Consider the following 16,641-nt stretch of genomic DNA (forward strand, 5'->3'; position numbering starts at 1 on the left):
TATCGTGTTTGGGATTTATATAACTAATGGAAAAGTATAATGAAATCCATAACGAACTCACTCTGTCTCCTTGCTGCTGTTAGCTCTCCGTTTGCATATAGCCAAATTATCAACGGTGACTTTGAACAGTGGAATGGCAATGTACCTACGCAGTGGTCAGAGATTGACGCGGGCATTACAGTGTCGCCAAGCAGCGAGCAAATCAAATCGGGTGGTCTGGCTGCCCAGGTCGTCGTGAATACAGGTACCCAAAGCAACACCGACTTTTTGCAAACCATTAATGTGGAGCAAGGGAAAACCTATCCGTTTTCTGTCTCGGTTTATCATACCGAAGGAAATGTAAAAGCACGTTTGGTGGTTGATGGTTATCACAATTACTCGAACCCACAACTGATAAACCAGTGGCAAGAGCTTGCGCACAACTACACAGCGAGCTCGAACAAGACCATCAACGTCGGTTTGCGTTTTTACGATGAAGCCAGTTTTGATGGCTCAGAAGTTGTCTACGTCGATAATTTTCAACCGACTGAGACGAGTACACAACCTCCTGTAGAAAGTTGTAGTGATCACCAAGTGGTCTTGACTCTCACAACCGATAACTATGGTTCAGAAACCAGCTGGACGTTAAAAAACAACCAAGACGAAGAGCTGTTTTCTGGTCAGGGATATGAGTCAGCAACCACCATTGAAAAGAGCATGTGCTTAGCTGACGGTAATTACCAATTCACGATTCAAGACGAGTATGGTGACGGCATTTGTTGTGGCAGTGGCGCGGGGTCGTACACGCTGACTGAGGGAGATAAGACTCTTGCTTCTGGCGCTGAATTCTCGAAAAGTGAAACCACCGATTTTAACTTAGGTGACACAACGACGACCCCACCAGTGGTTGATGGTTACTATCAAGCGGCATCTGGTAAGACGGGATACGCTCTAAAAACAGCGTTGTTTAACATTATCAATAATCACTCCAGCCGAGGCTATTCTGCGGTCTGGACCTTGGTAAAAGATGCCGATATTGATCGTTATTATGAAAATGATGGCTCTATTCTTGATATGTACTCTGAAAAGCCATCTGCTAGCGATACAGTAAGCTTTACCAAAGTCACAGACCAATGTGGCCAATACAAAACGGAAGGGGATTGCTACAACCGTGAGCACTCTTTTCCGAAAAGCTGGTTTGGCGGTAAGGTTGAGCCGATGAACTCAGACGGTCATCACTTGTTTGCAACTGATGGTTATGTAAACGCGAAGCGCAGTAATTGGCCATTTGGTGAAGTGGGCACCGCGACCTACGTGTCTAGTAATGGCTCTAAACTTGGACAAGCAAGCACTAGTCTGGGCTACTCCGGTACGGTGTTTGAGCCGATTGATGAGTTTAAAGGCGACTTCGCCCGTGCTTATTTCTACATGGCAACCCGCTATGAAAATGTTGTAGGTAACTGGGAAGGCAATTCAAGCAATGCGGATGCTGTTCTTGATGGTTCAAGTTCAACGGTTTTTGAACCTTGGATGTTAAACATGCTGAAACGTTGGCACAAAAATGATCCCGTTAGTGAAAAAGAACGAAACCGCAATCAACAAGTGTTTGATTTTCAGGGCAATCGTAATCCATTCATTGATCATCCTGAGTTTGTTGAACAGATTTGGGGAAACTAACACCTTTTTGATTTTGGTATCCACCATTTAGTGACGCCAACAAAACAAAGGGGAAGCGTGATGCTTCCCCTTTTTCATTACGGATGTTTTTAAATGAAACTAGTTTTTCGTTACCGTCACGATTGGCGCCGACTTGTCAGCCGCGTTGAAGTGGAAGTTGTAATTTCCTGCTTCTGCAATCGCAATTTTCAGGTTTGCACTACCGCCACCGACTTCCATCGTTAGCGCTTTACCGAGCTCAACACTGCCTTCGCCACCGAAGTTGGTGTCTGCTGCCCAGTCTGCGCTCGCAACTTTCATTTCGTAGTTGCCCGCCGCTAGGTCAATGTCTAGCGAATAAACGTCATTTGCAACATAGCTGAACTTCGCTGTTGAGTCTTGTGCTGGAGCATCCCATGTAGTGATAGTGCCACGTAAGTAAAGTGCTGTTTCACCGAATGTTGGTGCATCTGCTGATTTGGTCACTGACACGACCGGTTTTTCTACGCTTTCATCTTGAACATGCAGCGCGTTCAGAGTGAAGTTGTACTTACCTGTTTCAGCAACAGACAGCTTACAGTTACCTTCTGAACCTAATTCTAGTGAACCAGAAGCTATATTCGCAGCATCACAACCGATGTTTGGATTTGCCCAACCAGAGTCCGCGAATTTGAATTCGTGCTCACCTGCTTCAAGAACGCCAGTTACAGAGTACATACCGTTGCCAATAAAGGTCATCGCCCAATCACTGCTATCAGACCACTCGTTCATCGTGCCTTTCACGTAAACAACGGTTTCGCCGTAAGGAGGAATACTCGATACGTCTTTGTTATCCGTGTTTACTGGTAGGCCAGCACCTTGTGCGCCGTTTTGTGGCTGCACGAATACCGCTGTTGTCAGTGCTGGTACTGTGAACGTTTCATTGGTGAAGCTTGCACCTTTCACGATGTCATCCGCAGAGTTTTGTTGAACTTCATGTAACTCGAAACCAGTTGCACCGGCAACTTTGAAAGATTTCTCAGTTGATGTTGAGTTCACAACCGCCACGATAGCATCGTAGTTCGAATCTAAATCGGCACCTGCTGATGTACCATCGTCGATAGACATCACAATCAAGCCTTCCATTTGGTCTTTCCCTACGTTGCGGAAGTCAACACGGTTCATCACTTCTTGCGCGGTATCTAGGCGGAATAGTTCGCTTGTGCTACGGATTTTTAGTAGCTCTAGGAATTGTTGCTTAGTCAGCTCGATGTCGGTTGAATCTGGTTTCGCAGTGCTGTCACCAACGATGGTTTTGATCAGCTCCCAGTTTGCACCGTCTTTGTCTTCACGTGGTAGACCAACGTTCCAGTTATTGTCGCTTCCGTCGAAGAATACACGGTTGAACCAGTCACCAGAATCGTACGAGTCGCGCTGCATAGATTTAGAGCGCAATAGCTCAGAACCCATGTGGATGAATGGAATGCCTTGACCAAGCATCACCGTTGATAGGGACACAGACTGCATACGTGCACGCTCGGCAGATGAAGTGCCTGTCGCAATCTTGTAGGCGTTGTTATCCCACAATGTTTGGTTGTCGTGCTTAGACACGTAAGAGATGTTCTCTGATGGCACTTTTGTGTAGCCTGCAGGCGCACCATTGTAATCAACGTTCTTACCCAGTTTGGTTTCGCCTTTGTAATCAAGAAGGATGTAGTCAGCCAAGTTACCAGCCATACCTAGACGAACCAGATCTTGGTTGTGTAAACGACCATTCACCGATTCTGCGTCAGTTTTGGTTTCTTCGTTAGGATAAGCGGCGTTACCAAAGCCTTGGTTAAAGCGAAGTGGGTGCTTACCTTCAGAATCTACACCGCCATCAAACGGGCTTCCGCCACGAACTGCGTCACGCAGACGATCAGAGAAAGTACCGATTTCTGTCCCCGCCATGTTGACTTGTGTCGCCTGATCGAAACGAGCATTTTGCGCGACTTCACCAAAGTCCCAACCTTCGCCGTAGAACAGAGTATTCGGATCAATTTCACGGACTTTTTCAAGTGCGTAAACCATCACATCTTTCGGCTGGTGGCCCATAAGGTCAAAACGGAAACCATCGACTTTATAGTCATCCGCCCATACCATCAATGAGTCAACCATTAGTTTACCCATCATCAAGTTCTCGGTTGCGGTGTTATCACAACAGGTTGAGTTTTCGACGCCGCCAGTGTTGACGTTTAGGCGGTGGTAGTACCCAGGGACAATCTTATCCAGTACTGATTTTTCGTTCACACCAGATGCATTTGTGTGGTTGTACACGACGTCCATGACCAGTTTCAGATCCATTTTATGCGTCGCTTGAACCATTTCGCGGAACTCAAGAATACGCTTAGACCCGTTAGGATCGGTCGCATAACTGCCTTCTGGCACGGTGTAGTGGTAAGGGTCATAACCCCAGTTGAAGCTGTCTAGCATGCGAAGATCGTTCATCAACGCTTGTGCTTTGCCCGTTGTTGGGTCGTAGCTATTTAATACCTCTTCAATTACTTTGCCGTCATCTTCGGTCTCACAAATGGAGGCTTCTGGCTTGATGCCACAAAGTTTACCCACGGTGTCGGTGATATCGACTCGCTTGTCAGCGTCTTCATCCACGGTTGCAATATCAAACGCAGGCAGGATATGTAGCGTTGTTAGGCCAGCATCTTTTAAAGCTTGTAAGTGAGATACAGACTCACGCTCAGGTTCTGTAAGCGCCAGATATTTGCCATCAAGACTTGGTGTGCCTTTGCTGTCGTTAAAGCTGAAATCACGAATGTGTGACTCGTAAAGGACGTGGTCTTCGTCTTTTTTAACCGTTGGGCGTGCGTAGTTTTTCCAATCTTGAGGCATTAAGCTTGGATCATCTAAATCAACCACTTGCGAGTATCGTGAGTTCTTAGACAAGCTCATTGAATATGGGTCTGTTACCAAACGCGTTTCAACGACGCCAGTTGTTGGGTGGTATACTTTAACTTGGTAGCGATAGTATTTGTTGACAACGTTGCTTTGTGCCTCAGAAACCCAGATACCTGTTGCTGGGTCTTCCGTCATGGCAACGGTCGCTTCTTCTGCTAAGTTTTCATCGTAGATTATCAGATCAACATCTTGGGCAGTTGGTGCCCATAGTTTGAAGGTTGCGGCACCGCCTTCCACAATCGCACCGAGTTCTTGACCGATCGCGTTACCTGCCTTGGAATCGGCAAACACCGCATCCAAAACGCCCGGCTTTTGCATTTCAGTTGCAGAAATGACGTCACCATTTGCGTTGTAAGCCACCATAACAATTTGTGACTTCAGGATCGTACGCAAGGTCGCGTCATCGACATCGATACCCGCAGCTTGAAGGCTAGCAAGGTGACGGAAGCGTGATTTCAGACCATCAGACAACTCACCAGCTTTTGTCAGCTCAACGGCTGTACCGCCAGAGATTTGCTTGTCTTCATCCATTTTGATGTCATTGCTAAGGCTGTAGAACAGCTTCATGGAATCCGCACTGGTCGCCGCTTCCCATGCGATGGTGTTGGCGTCTAACCAATGGGCTTTTTGACCATCAATATCAACAGGGCGCTCTTCTATTGGCTCGTAGTAAAGTTCACTGCTGCCGTGGAAGCCAAACAAACCTTTCGATTCGCCGATTTTCGTCAACTCTACTTTTGAGTTTGCGCTGCCGAACGCTTTCTCATCACCGTTGTGCAGAATGAAGTTCATGCATTCGTGTGGGTCAGAGGCGTCAGGGTTTATTTTCAGTACGTAGTAAGCACCGTAGGTGTCGTTGATGCCATCGAATGGGTGTGGCGCAGACCAATCCGTTCCTGTTCCCGGAATGCCCATTGCGTCTAAATCTGTGCTGGTACAGCCCTCACCGTTCCATAGGTGCAAGCCCCAACCTTCGTAGTCGCTGGCTGTTGAAGCTGATGCTACGTCACGTTTGTAATAAATGACGACTTCGTTCTCTCCCGCAGGGTACAAGCCTGAGCCAGGGGGCGTCGTATCTTCGTTCGTGCTATCACTACCACAACCGCTGATTACCGCGACGGAAATCAAAGGCAGTACGGTTTTGGCAATTGTTGATAATTTAAATGTCTTATTGTCCACGTTTACAAATCCATTGTTATTGAATTGATATTGAGCTGCGCGCTGCCTTCGCTGACTCAATCATCAAGAAGGTTTTGCACACGCTAGAAAGGCAGATGCCAAAAAAGGAAATGTTCAATTAGATGCTAATACACTGAATCATCAGCAAAATGTGAGAGCAGGCTGTTAAGTTTTTTACAGGTGCAAATTTTCTGTCACAGTCGATTTTGTTCACAAATTAAATAACAAAACAGGCGCATAGTGAGAGATTCTGCACATCATTAAAATGTAAATTTTTATGGGATGAGTAAGGGGGGATGATAGGGGATGAGAATGTCTCAGCCCCAAAACCGTGATTAAGTTCTATAAAAATGAGGGCTATATTTTTCTTTTAAAAATAAGTTGCAGTGATGTTGAATAAAATACCGCCATTAAGTCTTCGCGAGCTTCAGATTTTCGCTAAGTGGTCGTTATATAATGAAGTTAGTCGGCATTACGTCGGCGCGTAATCATAAGATTTCCCTGAAAGGGAGTTGAATTGGGCCCTGAAACCAAAAGAGGCTATTTATGAGTAGTATGGGCATTGCCATTGCGGCAACTGGCCTTTCACTCGTCCTGATATTTGTGTGGATGATCTCGTTGTCGATGCGGAAACAGAGACTCGAGGCAGAGAGGAAAGCTCGCGAAGCCGCTTATCGAAAGGCGATGCATAAAGCGCGAGAGCAAGAGCGTAAAGAGCGAGAGTTCAAAGCAGAAACCGGGCATATCCCCACCATTTTATTTCTAGCGAAAGAAGCCGAAAAGGACAACATTCGTCAAGCGCTGTATTGGTATGATAAAGCAGCTAAATTGGACAATGTGACGGGGATGTACGGCATTGTTCGCTTAAGTGAACGCATGCGCGAAGATGTGATTTTAAAAGAGCAGGCAAACTTCTGGCGTACCGCAATTGCGGGAATGGAAGGGGATACCGAAGCGAAATTTTCGACGGGCAAGGCCTTGGTCTTTGGTCGAGGAACTGAAAAAAATATCCCAAAAGGTAACCAACTGATTGAAACTGCCGCCGAAGAAGGCTGCATTGATGCCATGATTTATATGGGGGAATGGCAGCTTTCACCAGACAATAGTGCAGGACGCAGTGCAGATGCGCTTTACTGGTTTATGAAAGCGGCGGAAAAAGACAGTGCAGATGGCAAGATCCAAGTCGGCTTATGTTACCTAAATGGCATTGGTACAGAAAAAAGCATGGTTAAAGGTTGCTACTGGCTGGAACGGGCCGCGGAAGGTGGCAGTGCTAAAGCGATGTATCATGCTGGCGAAGCGTGGAAGGATAAAGGTAAAACGGGTAATGCAATTGCTTACGTTTGGCTGTTTCTTTCTGCCAATATGGGCTACCAACCTGCGCGTACGTTGCGTGATGAAGTGGCGACCAATATTGGTGTTGATGTTGTCGTTGGATTGCAGTCCATAGCGAAGCCGTTGCAAAGAAAGCTGGCCTCAGGAATGGTGAGAAAGCACTCTATTATTCGAGCCCTTAACAAAGTGTACAAACGCGAAGCGTATTTTCCTGCGGAAGAGGAGCTCAATGCGGTGTTGAATGATGAGAATAAAGACGCCTCCGAAGCTTGGGAGGAGACATCAACACTAGATTTTCAGCCTAAGATGACAACGGTAACAGCAGAAGACCAGGCAAGCACATCGCCCAACGAAAAAAAACTCTCTAAAGATGCGCTCGATTTCACTCAAAACTTCCTTCAGCCATAACCTATCTTATCCAGAAGCCTCAAGATTGAGGCTTTTCTTTTGCTCTTTTGCCAGTATCTATATCAGTCACGACAACAGAATGTAAACTTACTTAAGCAGTCATTTTACTGATGTGTATACTATTTATGCGATTTTTCAACATATTTTTAGTACTTAACTAAGATGGGATCTGTTTACCTTAAAAAAGAGGTTTTTCCCTCTTTATTTACTTCCGCTATTGGGCTTAGATCAAGACTTTTCAATTGATAGTAATAATGATTGAAGAGCAATACTTGATGCCCCGATTTATAGGTGAATAGTACTCATTACTTTATCTAATAATGTAAATTAAAAAATGTATTATAAATCTTAAATTGTTCTTTTATATTTAGGTGTCGATTATTGATTTTATGATTAATTAGTCGCAAGATAACGTAAAAATAAAATAGCATAGTTAACATGCAGAATTACACTAGGAAGTAACTTTTTCATTACATGCTTCATAATAAATAGAGGTAATTGTTTATCTCTGTTTTTATTTATATTAGAGATTTGTGTATGTTGAGAATCATTAGTGCAGATAAATTTATCTCTTCAAGGTTTATCTTAGAGTACAGTAAGGCTGAGTTCGCTTCTTTATTAGGTGTTTCCGTCGCTAAAATAAGTAATATTGAAAGTGGAAAATCTTCAATCCCCCCGGTGTATGATTACGCCATTAATTACTTGTTGAGTGAACATCCATTTAAAGATAGTGCTGTTGATGCTTTATGTTCTCATGAAACGTTAAACTTTGCTCGTCGTATTGACGTCAATACCAAAGTAAAACGCTTGTCCTGTAAGCGTTGCGATAGCCGTAGACTGCACGTTATGGCTGGCATGAGTGGCTTGTATTTTGTCGAGTGCATGGATTGTAAACACACTATGTACTCGTCAGGCATGTCTGTAAAACGTTATCAGCAATGGTCGAATGATGGAGTCAAACTAGATAGTCATTTATTTAATTGAATTGTGTTTCCTTTGCACCTAAAGTAAAAAGCCATCAATACATGTGTTGATGGCTTTTTTATTATGTGTTTAAATTTAGTTAAAATTAAAATATTTATCATTCCTAATAATATAGTCCTAATAATTATATAGTGATGGAAATCTCAAAAAATTATTTTCTTGATATTTTATTTCTAACAATAATGGTTGTGGTCACACAATTTTTAATTATTTTTCCTTTTAATTCTGGTTTCAATATCATTGGACTATCAATTGGAAAGTGATGAAGGTCGCGAAATTTTAATTCGAGGAAATAAGTCTTTTAAATGTGAAAATTTAATCACGAAATTTGTTTTTTGAATTTTAAATATCGTTTTCGTTTGTAATATCTGCACTTGTCAATTTTAAAGAACAAAAAAGAGATATTCCAAATGAAAAGTTTAATTATAGGTGTTAGTAATTACATGCCAGAAGACTTCAGTTTATTAGCTGAATCTTTAGATGAACAATTTAATCGTCATTTACAACCTTTAGAGCAAGTTGAATTAACCGACGTTGGTGCGGCTATTATTACTTCAGCAGACATTAAAGCAGGTCTGCATAAAATGATTTCCGAAACGGGTTACGGTATTCCAGTTTTCTTAGTAACGGATGAAAACCCAGTTTCGGCAGAAGATTACGTTTGGCTAACTGGCGTTATCGATTTAGAAAGACAATCTATAGAGTACTACTGTCGTCAAATCAACGAAGCAGTAACCAAGTACGAATGTCGTCTGCTTCCTCCTTTCTTCAAGCAATTAACGCACTATGTTGAGATGGGTAACTCAGCGTTTGACTGTCCGGGACACCAAGGTGGTCAGTTCTTCAAAAAACACCCAGCTGGTAAACAGTTCTACGATTTCTTCGGCGAAAACCTGTTCCGTAGTGACTTGTGTAATGCGGACGTGGATTTAGGTGACTTGCTGATCCACGAAGGTTCTGCACATCAAGCGCAGGCGCACGCTGCAAAAGTATTTAACGCGGACAAAACTTACTTCGTACTTAACGGCACTTCTGCTTCAAACAAAGTAGTCTGTAACGCGCTGGTAACTGAAGGTGATTTGGTACTGTTCGACCGTAACAACCACAAATCGAACCACCACGGTGCGTTAATCCAAGCGGGTGGTATGCCAGTTTACTTAGAAACGGCGCGTAACCCTTGGGGCTTTATCGGTGGTATGGATGAACACTGTTTCGATGAAGAATACATTCGTGCTCAAATCGCGAAAGTGGACCCAGAACGTGCACGCGATGAACGTCCTTTCCGTCTTGCTATTATCCAGCTTGGTACTTACGACGGTACTATCTACAACGCTCGCTACGTAATGGATAAGATAGGTCACCTTTGTGACTACATCCTGTTTGACTCTGCGTGGGTTGGTTATGAGCAGTTCATCCCTATGATGAAAGACTGTTCACCACTGCTGCTGGATTTGAAACCAGAAGACGCAGGTGTGATCGTGACTCAGTCTGTTCACAAACAACAAGCTGGCTTCTCTCAAACATCGCAAATCCACAAAAAAGACCGCCATATCAAAGGTCAAGCTCGTTACTGTAACCACAAACGCTTTAACAACGCGTTTATGATGCACGCATCGACTTCACCATTCTACGCACTGTTCTCTGCGCTTGATGTGAACGCGAAGATCCACGACGGCAAAGCAGGTCTGCGTTTATGGCGCGATGCGGTTAAGACAGGTATCGAAGCGCGTAAAGAAATCCTTAAGAGTTGTGAATTGATTCGTCCGTTCATTCCAGATGAAGTCGAAGGCCAACCTTGGGGCAGCTACGACACTGACGTGATCGCAACGAACAAGAAATTCTTCATGTTTGAGCCAAACGCAAGCTGGCACAAATTCGAGGGGTACGGTGAAGGTCAATACTTCGTTGACCCATGTAAATTGCTACTAACCACAGCAGGTATTGCTGAAGATGGCAGCTACGCAGACTTTGGTATTCCTGCAACGCTTTTAGCGAACTTCCTTCGTGAAAATGGCATCATCCCTGAAAAGTGCGACTTGAACTCTATCTTGTTCCTACTCACTCCTGCGGAAGATATGGGTAAGATCCGTCACCTTGTGGCTCAAATTAACCGATTCGAAAAATTCATCCGTGATGATGCCCCTTTAAGTATCGTACTTCCAAGCGTCTACGAAGCGAATAAAGAACGCTACCGTGGCTACACCATCCGTCAGCTATGTCAGGAAATGCATGACATGTACAAAGAGCTGAACGTGAAACAGTTACAAAAAGCGATGTTCCGCAGCGAGTACTTCCCACAAATGGTTCACAAACCTGACGTAGCAACACGCAAATACTTCCGTGGTGAATGCAATTACCTACCACTTAAAGAGGCCGTGGGCCGCGTAGCCGCTGAAGGTGCACTTCCTTATCCTCCAGGTATTATCTGTGTGATCACTGGTGAAGTCTGGACTCAACAGGTGGTGGATTACTTCCTATCTCTAGAAGAAGGCATCAACCGCTTCCCAGGCTTCGCGCCAGAAATTCAAGGTGTGTACCTTGAAGATGTTAACGGTCGCACTACCGCACATTGTTATGTCCTAAAAGATTAATCTACCCGTTCGCACCACGCTCCGGCGTCGGTGCGAACCGCTTATTCGTGGAGAATAATTTATGAGTACTGAAACTAAAAAAATGTCGGTGGTGCAGTTAACCATTCTGACATTCATCAACATGGCCGGCTCCGGCATCATCATGCTGCCAAGTAAACTGGCGCAAGTGGGCACCATTTCTGTGTTGTCTTGGCTGATCACGGCGGCGGGCTCTTTGGCGTTGGCTTACGTGTTTGCAAAATGTGGTCGTTTTAGTAAACGTGACGGCGGTATGAACGGTTACGCGTCTTATGCATTCGGTAAATCGGGTGCATTTATGGCGGGCTGGACTTACGGTTTGTCGCTCCTTATTGCGAACATTGCGATCGCGATTACTTGTGTGGGTTACGGCTCCGCATTCTTTGAAGTGACCCTATCTCCGGTCGAAACCTGTTTGTACACCATCGCCATTCTTTGGATTTGTACTTTCGCGAACTTCGGTGGTGCGAAAATCACAGGTCAAATTGGTACATTCACCGTGTGGGGCGTAATCCTACCAGTGTGTTCATTGGGTATTGTTGGTTGGTTCTGGTTTAACCCAACCATGTACATTGAAGCTTGGAACCCACACCACCTACCATTTGGTGAAGCTGTGAGTGCTTCTATTGCGATGACTCTATGGGCATTCCTTGGTCTTGAATCGGCCTGTGCGAACTCTGAAGCCGTAGAAAACCCAGAGAAGAACGTACCAATCGCAGTGCTAGGCGGTACGCTAATCGCGGCTGTGGTTTACATTGTATCGACAAACATCTGTTCTGGTATCGTTGCAAACTCTGAGCTTGCTGCATCTACAGCGCCATTCTCAACCGTATGGACAGTGATGCTAGGTTCTGCTGCTGGTAAAGTGGTTGCGGGTATGGCGGTATTGGCTTGTGCGGGCTCTCTATTGGGTTGGCAATTCACTATCGCGTCAGTGTTCAAATCGTCTTCTGATGCGGGCTTCTTCCCTAAATTGTTCTCTCAAGTGGACAAACGCGGCACACCGATCAAAGGTATGATCGCGATTACTATCATCCAATCAGTATTGTCTCTAATGACGATTTCTCCAACGCTGAACGAGCAGTTCGAAGCACTGGTTAACCTAGCGGTAGTAACAAACGTTATTCCTTACATTTTATGTATGGGTGCAATATTTATTATGCAGCAAGTGGCGCATGTGCCAGAGCGCGAGATGAAAACCACCAACGTTATCGCTCTGATTGGCTCTCTGTACAGCTTCTATGCGCTTTACGGCTCCGGCTACGAAGCGATGATGTGGGGCTCTATCGTAACCTTTCTAGGCTGGAGTGCTTACGGTCTGATTGCTGCGAAGCATGAGCCTTTAGCAAATTAAAAAATAATACAAAAAGAGCCTTCCCAAACGCGGTGTGGAAGGCTCTTTGTTTTTAGGCATTTACGCCAAACCCAAGTCAGCTTAATGTATTTGAGGCTAGACATCCAATGACGTGAAAACTCATTTTCGACATTTGGAGGACGAAAGATGATAAGTCAACCTGTTAAAATCGGTGACGACACCGCCGTAGTCATTCCAAGCGTAATCCTGGCTCAGCTCGGGATAAGGGAAGGAGATACCCTAGAAATCGCACTGAATAAAGACAAAATGGAAATTAAGAAGATGGTGTTGAAAACCAACGTTCCAACTTACTCTGAAGATATTGAGGAGAATTGAGTTAGAGAATCTTGGTTTGTCGGATACACTACTGGTTTCGCAAAACTGGCGCTTGCCGCTGTCTTTGAACTATCGATAACTACAATAAGAGGTAAGGTACTATGCAAGGTATCCTCTCTATACAATCTCATGTTTCTTTTGGTCATGCTGGTAACAGCAGTGCCGTTTTCCCAATGCAACGCATGGGTTTCGAAGTATGGCCGATTCATACCGTTCAATTTTCTAACCACACGCAGTATCAAGAAGGCTGGACTGGGCGAGCGTTTGCGGCTGAAGACATCAGCGAGTTAGTTCGTGGACTTGGTAACATCGGCGCGCTGGAAAAGTGCCAAGCGGTATTGACGGGCTACCAAGGTAGTGCAGAGCAGTGCCTTGCTGTTGAAGATACCGTGACGAAAGTGAAACAAGCAAACCCGAACGCACTTTACGTTTGCGACCCTGTAATGGGCGCGCCAGACAAAGGCTGCATTGTGGCTCCGGGCATTGCTGAAAATCTTCTAACGCGTTTGATGCCAATGGCGGACGTGATCGTTCCGAACCAATTCGAGCTAAGTCAATTTTCTGAGATGGAAATCCACTCACTAGACGATGCGATCACCGCATGCCAACGTGCGCTAGAAAAAGGTCCAAAAGTGGTGCTAGTTAAGCACCTTTACTGCCTAGAAAATGGCAGCTTCAACATGCTATTGGCTACGCAAGAAGGCATTTACCTTGCGAAGCGTCCTCAATTTGAGTTTGCTAAACAACCTGTTGGCGTGGGCGATCTTATTTCAGCTATCTTTACCGCGGGACTCTTAAAAGGCTGGTCTCCCAAGCAAGCTTTCCAACATTGTCATGACGCATGCTACGGGGTGTTAAGTGCAACGTACCATGCAGGCGAATGGGAGCTGCAAACTATTGCTGCGCAGCAAGAGTTTGTTGAGCCAAGTAAGCATTTCTCAATTGAAGAGGTGGCTTTGGTCACCGCGTAATTGAGCGCAATTAAACAAAAAAGGGGAGCCATCATCGGCTCCCCTTTCTCTTTGTTCTGTCAGTCTTACTGAGCTTTTTGCTGCTCTGATTTACAAACTGCTGCCGTAAAGACAACGTCTGTTGAGCTGTTTAGCGCAGTTTCTGCAGAGTCTTGAATCACACCGATAATGAAGCCAACCGCTACAACCTGCATGGCTACGTCGTTTGAGATACCAAACAGGCCACACGCAAGTGGGATAAGTAGTAGAGAGCCACCTGCAACACCTGATGCGCCGCATGCAGAAACCGCAGCCACAATACTGAGCAGTAGCGCAGTCAGTAGATCAACTTCGATACCCATAGTGTGCACAGCTGCAAGCGTTAGTGTTGTGATAGTGATTGCAGCACCAGCCATGTTGATGGTCGCACCTAGAGGAATAGATACTGAGTATGTATCCTCGTCCAGTTTTAGCTTCTCACATAGTGCCATGTTTACTGGAATATTCGCTGCACTTGAACGAGTGAAGAACGCTGTTACACCACTTTCACGTAGACAACGGAATACAAGTGGGTAAGGGTTTTGTTTGGTTTTAGCGAACACGATCGCTGGGTTTACAACGAGTGCGATGATCATCATTGCGCCAAGAAGAACCGCCAGAAGGTGTGCGTAGCTTGCTAGTGCGCTAAAGCCCGTTGTCGCAAACGTTGAAGCAACCAAGCCAAAGATACCAAATGGTGCAAGACGAATGATAAAGCGCACAATGTGAGACACGCTGTGGCTTAGATCTTCAAATACGGCCTTCGTTGTTGCCGATGCGTGGTGTAGTGCAAGACCCAGACCCACACCCCAAGCAAGAATGCCGATGTAGTTTGCTTCTACTAGTGCATTTACTGGGTTGTCGACCAGTTTAAACAACAATGTGCGTAGAATTTCAGCAATACCTTGAGGAGGCGTTGCACCTTCAGCGCCGGTGACAAGCGTTAAATTGGTCGGGAAAAGGAAGCTTAGAACCACTGCTGATAGCGCCGCGAAGAATGTACCCATCAGGTACAGTACAACGATTGGGCGCATGTAAGTGTGTTGGTTTTTCTTTTGGTTTGCAATTGAAGCGGCAACCAAAATAAACACAAGGATTGGCGCGATCGCTTTAAGCGCACCGACAAAAAGGCTACCAATTAATCCCGCGCTTTCGGCATGGCTTGGAGAAATTGTCGCGAGCAAAATACCAAAGACGATACCGACAAGGATCTGGACGACGAGGTTACCACGAGCATATCGGGCAACGAGGCTGTTGTGTTGCATACATCATTCCTGCAAATTTATGCCAGAGTGGCAGGGCAATAGTCCATCATTACACGGCGATAATGCCCTTATATTACAAGGGGTGAGCATTGCTTCTGGTCACTAAGACACATGATTATCAATTATCCTGTTTTTATAAATTCAGCCATTTTCTTGCTGAATATCACATATCTTAGCTTGGTAATATTTTGTGTCTAGTTTTAGTTTGTTTTTGGATTAAATGTTTGTTCAATGTTATTTAAATAAGATTTTCATGTTGAAAATTATCATTAGTTATGAGTAATGGTTTTTAATAAAGTTGTTAAAAAGGAGACTTTCGTCTCCTTTGATTTTATTGACAACTCAAACGCAACAAATTAATAACTTTGTTGGCGCCTGCGCTTATCACTCATGGCATTTCGAGTGAGTTTCCCGAACTGTCGACTTTGAGCTCGTTGCTCTGCCAAAGTCGCACCGTTAAAGGCTTGTTCTCGCAATAGTTTTTGATAGTTATTGAAACGACGAACTTCCAGTTTGCCATTTTCAATCGCAGTTTGAATTGCGCAACCCGGCTCAGTTTGATGCTGGCAATCACCAAAGCGACAACGCTGAGCGAGAGCCTCAATGTCAGAAAATGCCTCACTGACCCCCGATTCACAATCTGCTAGTTGAAGCTCGCGCATTCCCGGAGTATCAATCAAGATGCCGCCATCAGGTAATAGATGGATAGAGCGCGATGTAGTTGTATGTCGCCCTTTGCTATCGTCTTCACGAATATGCCCAGTTGCCTGTTCTTGTTGCCCGAGTAATGCATTAACAAGAGTTGATTTGCCAACGCCTGAAGAACCGATAAAAGCGAGGGTTTGTCCTTCTTTGCACCAGGTCATGAGTTTAGAAGCACTCTCTATTTCTAAGCCGTTGACTGTCTCTATAGCTAATAGAGGGTCGAGCTTCTGTACTTGGCTTTTTAGTTCATCAGTATTGTCACACAAATCGGCTTTGGAAAGCACGATGACGGGTTCGACTTCGGCTTCATGAGCCAAGGCAAGATAGCGTTCAATACGACTTAAATTGAAGTCGTCGTTAAGGGAACAGACGATAAACACTGTATCCACATTGGCTGCGATAAGTTGCTCTGCCACTTTGCTGCCAGCGGCTTTGCGGCTAAAGAGGCTCAAGCGATCCAGTAAGCGAACAAATTGCTGATCTTCGTTTAAGATTACCCAGTCTCCGACGGTCATATTGGGTAAAGAATGGTGGGCATTAAGATGAACTTGCCCAGTTTCTGTCGCCAATAAGTAACCACTTCGGTGGTGCGCAATCACACGAGTAAAGATAGTGTTGTCGTAATCGTCTAGTGTCAGTTGTTGCTGAAAAAATGGTTTCCAACCCAATTGTTTTAGAGGGTTTGAAGTTGAAACTAATGTGTCACAAAAAGTATGTGTTTGATTCATTATTGAATTATCCCAGACGCAACAAAGCGCCTTAATACAAATCGCATTAGGGTCTAATTCGGATAGAGTTGACCCCGGTGAAGACCGGGCAGAGAAGGGGAAGTTGTGGTTATGCCACAGAGTTGGTGCTGTTAGGGTTACCCTTGCGATGCCCAGTTAGTGTTATTCAATACAATCATCTTG

10 protein-coding genes are annotated in these 16,641 nt (G+C 44.9%); 7 read left to right on the top strand and 3 right to left on the bottom strand.

Annotation, left to right across the window (positions count from 1 at the left end):
• The first annotated feature begins 39 nt into the window (after nucleotides 1–39).
• A complete protein-coding gene (locus R7E78_RS02665) occupies nucleotides 40–1,656 on the top strand; it encodes an endonuclease (RefSeq protein ID WP_047102414.1) in 1,617 nt (538 codons plus the stop codon).
• A gap of 99 nt (nucleotides 1,657–1,755) precedes the next feature.
• Here R7E78_RS02665 and pulA read toward each other — a convergent pair whose 3' ends face one another.
• Complete coding sequence (gene pulA, locus R7E78_RS02670) at nucleotides 1,756–5,745, bottom strand: pullulanase-type alpha-1,6-glucosidase (protein WP_318057619.1); 3,990 nt, start codon at nucleotides 5,743–5,745, stop codon at nucleotides 1,756–1,758.
• Between the two features lie 546 nt (nucleotides 5,746–6,291).
• Here pulA and R7E78_RS02675 point away from each other — a divergent pair.
• From R7E78_RS02675 to pdxY, 6 genes are all read left to right on the top strand, one after another.
• Complete coding sequence (locus R7E78_RS02675) at nucleotides 6,292–7,488, top strand: tetratricopeptide repeat protein (protein WP_005374795.1); 1,197 nt, start codon at nucleotides 6,292–6,294, stop codon at nucleotides 7,486–7,488.
• A gap of 537 nt (nucleotides 7,489–8,025) precedes the next feature.
• The gene (locus R7E78_RS02680) at nucleotides 8,026–8,472 is read left to right on the top strand and encodes a helix-turn-helix transcriptional regulator (RefSeq protein ID WP_005374797.1); all 447 of its coding nucleotides are present in this window, start codon (nucleotides 8,026–8,028) and stop codon (nucleotides 8,470–8,472) included.
• 410 nt (nucleotides 8,473–8,882) lie between these two features.
• Complete coding sequence (gene speF, locus R7E78_RS02685; protein WP_318057620.1) at nucleotides 8,883–11,063, top strand: ornithine decarboxylase SpeF; 2,181 nt, start codon at nucleotides 8,883–8,885, stop codon at nucleotides 11,061–11,063.
• 61 nt (nucleotides 11,064–11,124) lie between these two features.
• Nucleotides 11,125–12,435 (top strand): putrescine-ornithine antiporter, encoded by a 1,311-nt coding sequence (gene potE / locus R7E78_RS02690; RefSeq protein WP_053307967.1) that lies wholly within the window; start codon nucleotides 11,125–11,127, stop codon nucleotides 12,433–12,435.
• A 147-nt stretch (nucleotides 12,436–12,582) separates the two neighbouring features.
• Entirely contained in the window at nucleotides 12,583–12,771 is a 189-nt protein-coding gene (locus tag R7E78_RS02695) for an AbrB/MazE/SpoVT family DNA-binding domain-containing protein (protein ID WP_031780908.1), read from the top strand.
• Between the two features lie 101 nt (nucleotides 12,772–12,872).
• Nucleotides 12,873–13,742: a pyridoxal kinase PdxY gene (pdxY, locus tag R7E78_RS02700; RefSeq protein WP_054574874.1), complete on the top strand. Its 870-nt coding sequence runs from the start codon at nucleotides 12,873–12,875 to the stop codon at nucleotides 13,740–13,742.
• A gap of 65 nt (nucleotides 13,743–13,807) precedes the next feature.
• Here pdxY and sstT read toward each other — a convergent pair whose 3' ends face one another.
• Both sstT and rsgA read right to left on the bottom strand, forming a co-directional pair.
• Nucleotides 13,808–15,025, bottom strand: a complete 1,218-nt coding sequence (gene sstT / locus R7E78_RS02705) for a serine/threonine transporter SstT (RefSeq protein ID WP_213869934.1) — start codon at nucleotides 15,023–15,025, stop codon at nucleotides 13,808–13,810.
• 356 nt (nucleotides 15,026–15,381) lie between these two features.
• Nucleotides 15,382–16,458: a ribosome small subunit-dependent GTPase A gene (rsgA, locus tag R7E78_RS02710; RefSeq protein ID WP_130545717.1), complete on the bottom strand. Its 1,077-nt coding sequence runs from the start codon at nucleotides 16,456–16,458 to the stop codon at nucleotides 15,382–15,384.
• Nucleotides 16,459–16,641 lie beyond the last annotated feature (183 nt).

Source organism: Vibrio sp. YT-19(2023), from assembly GCF_033337395.1.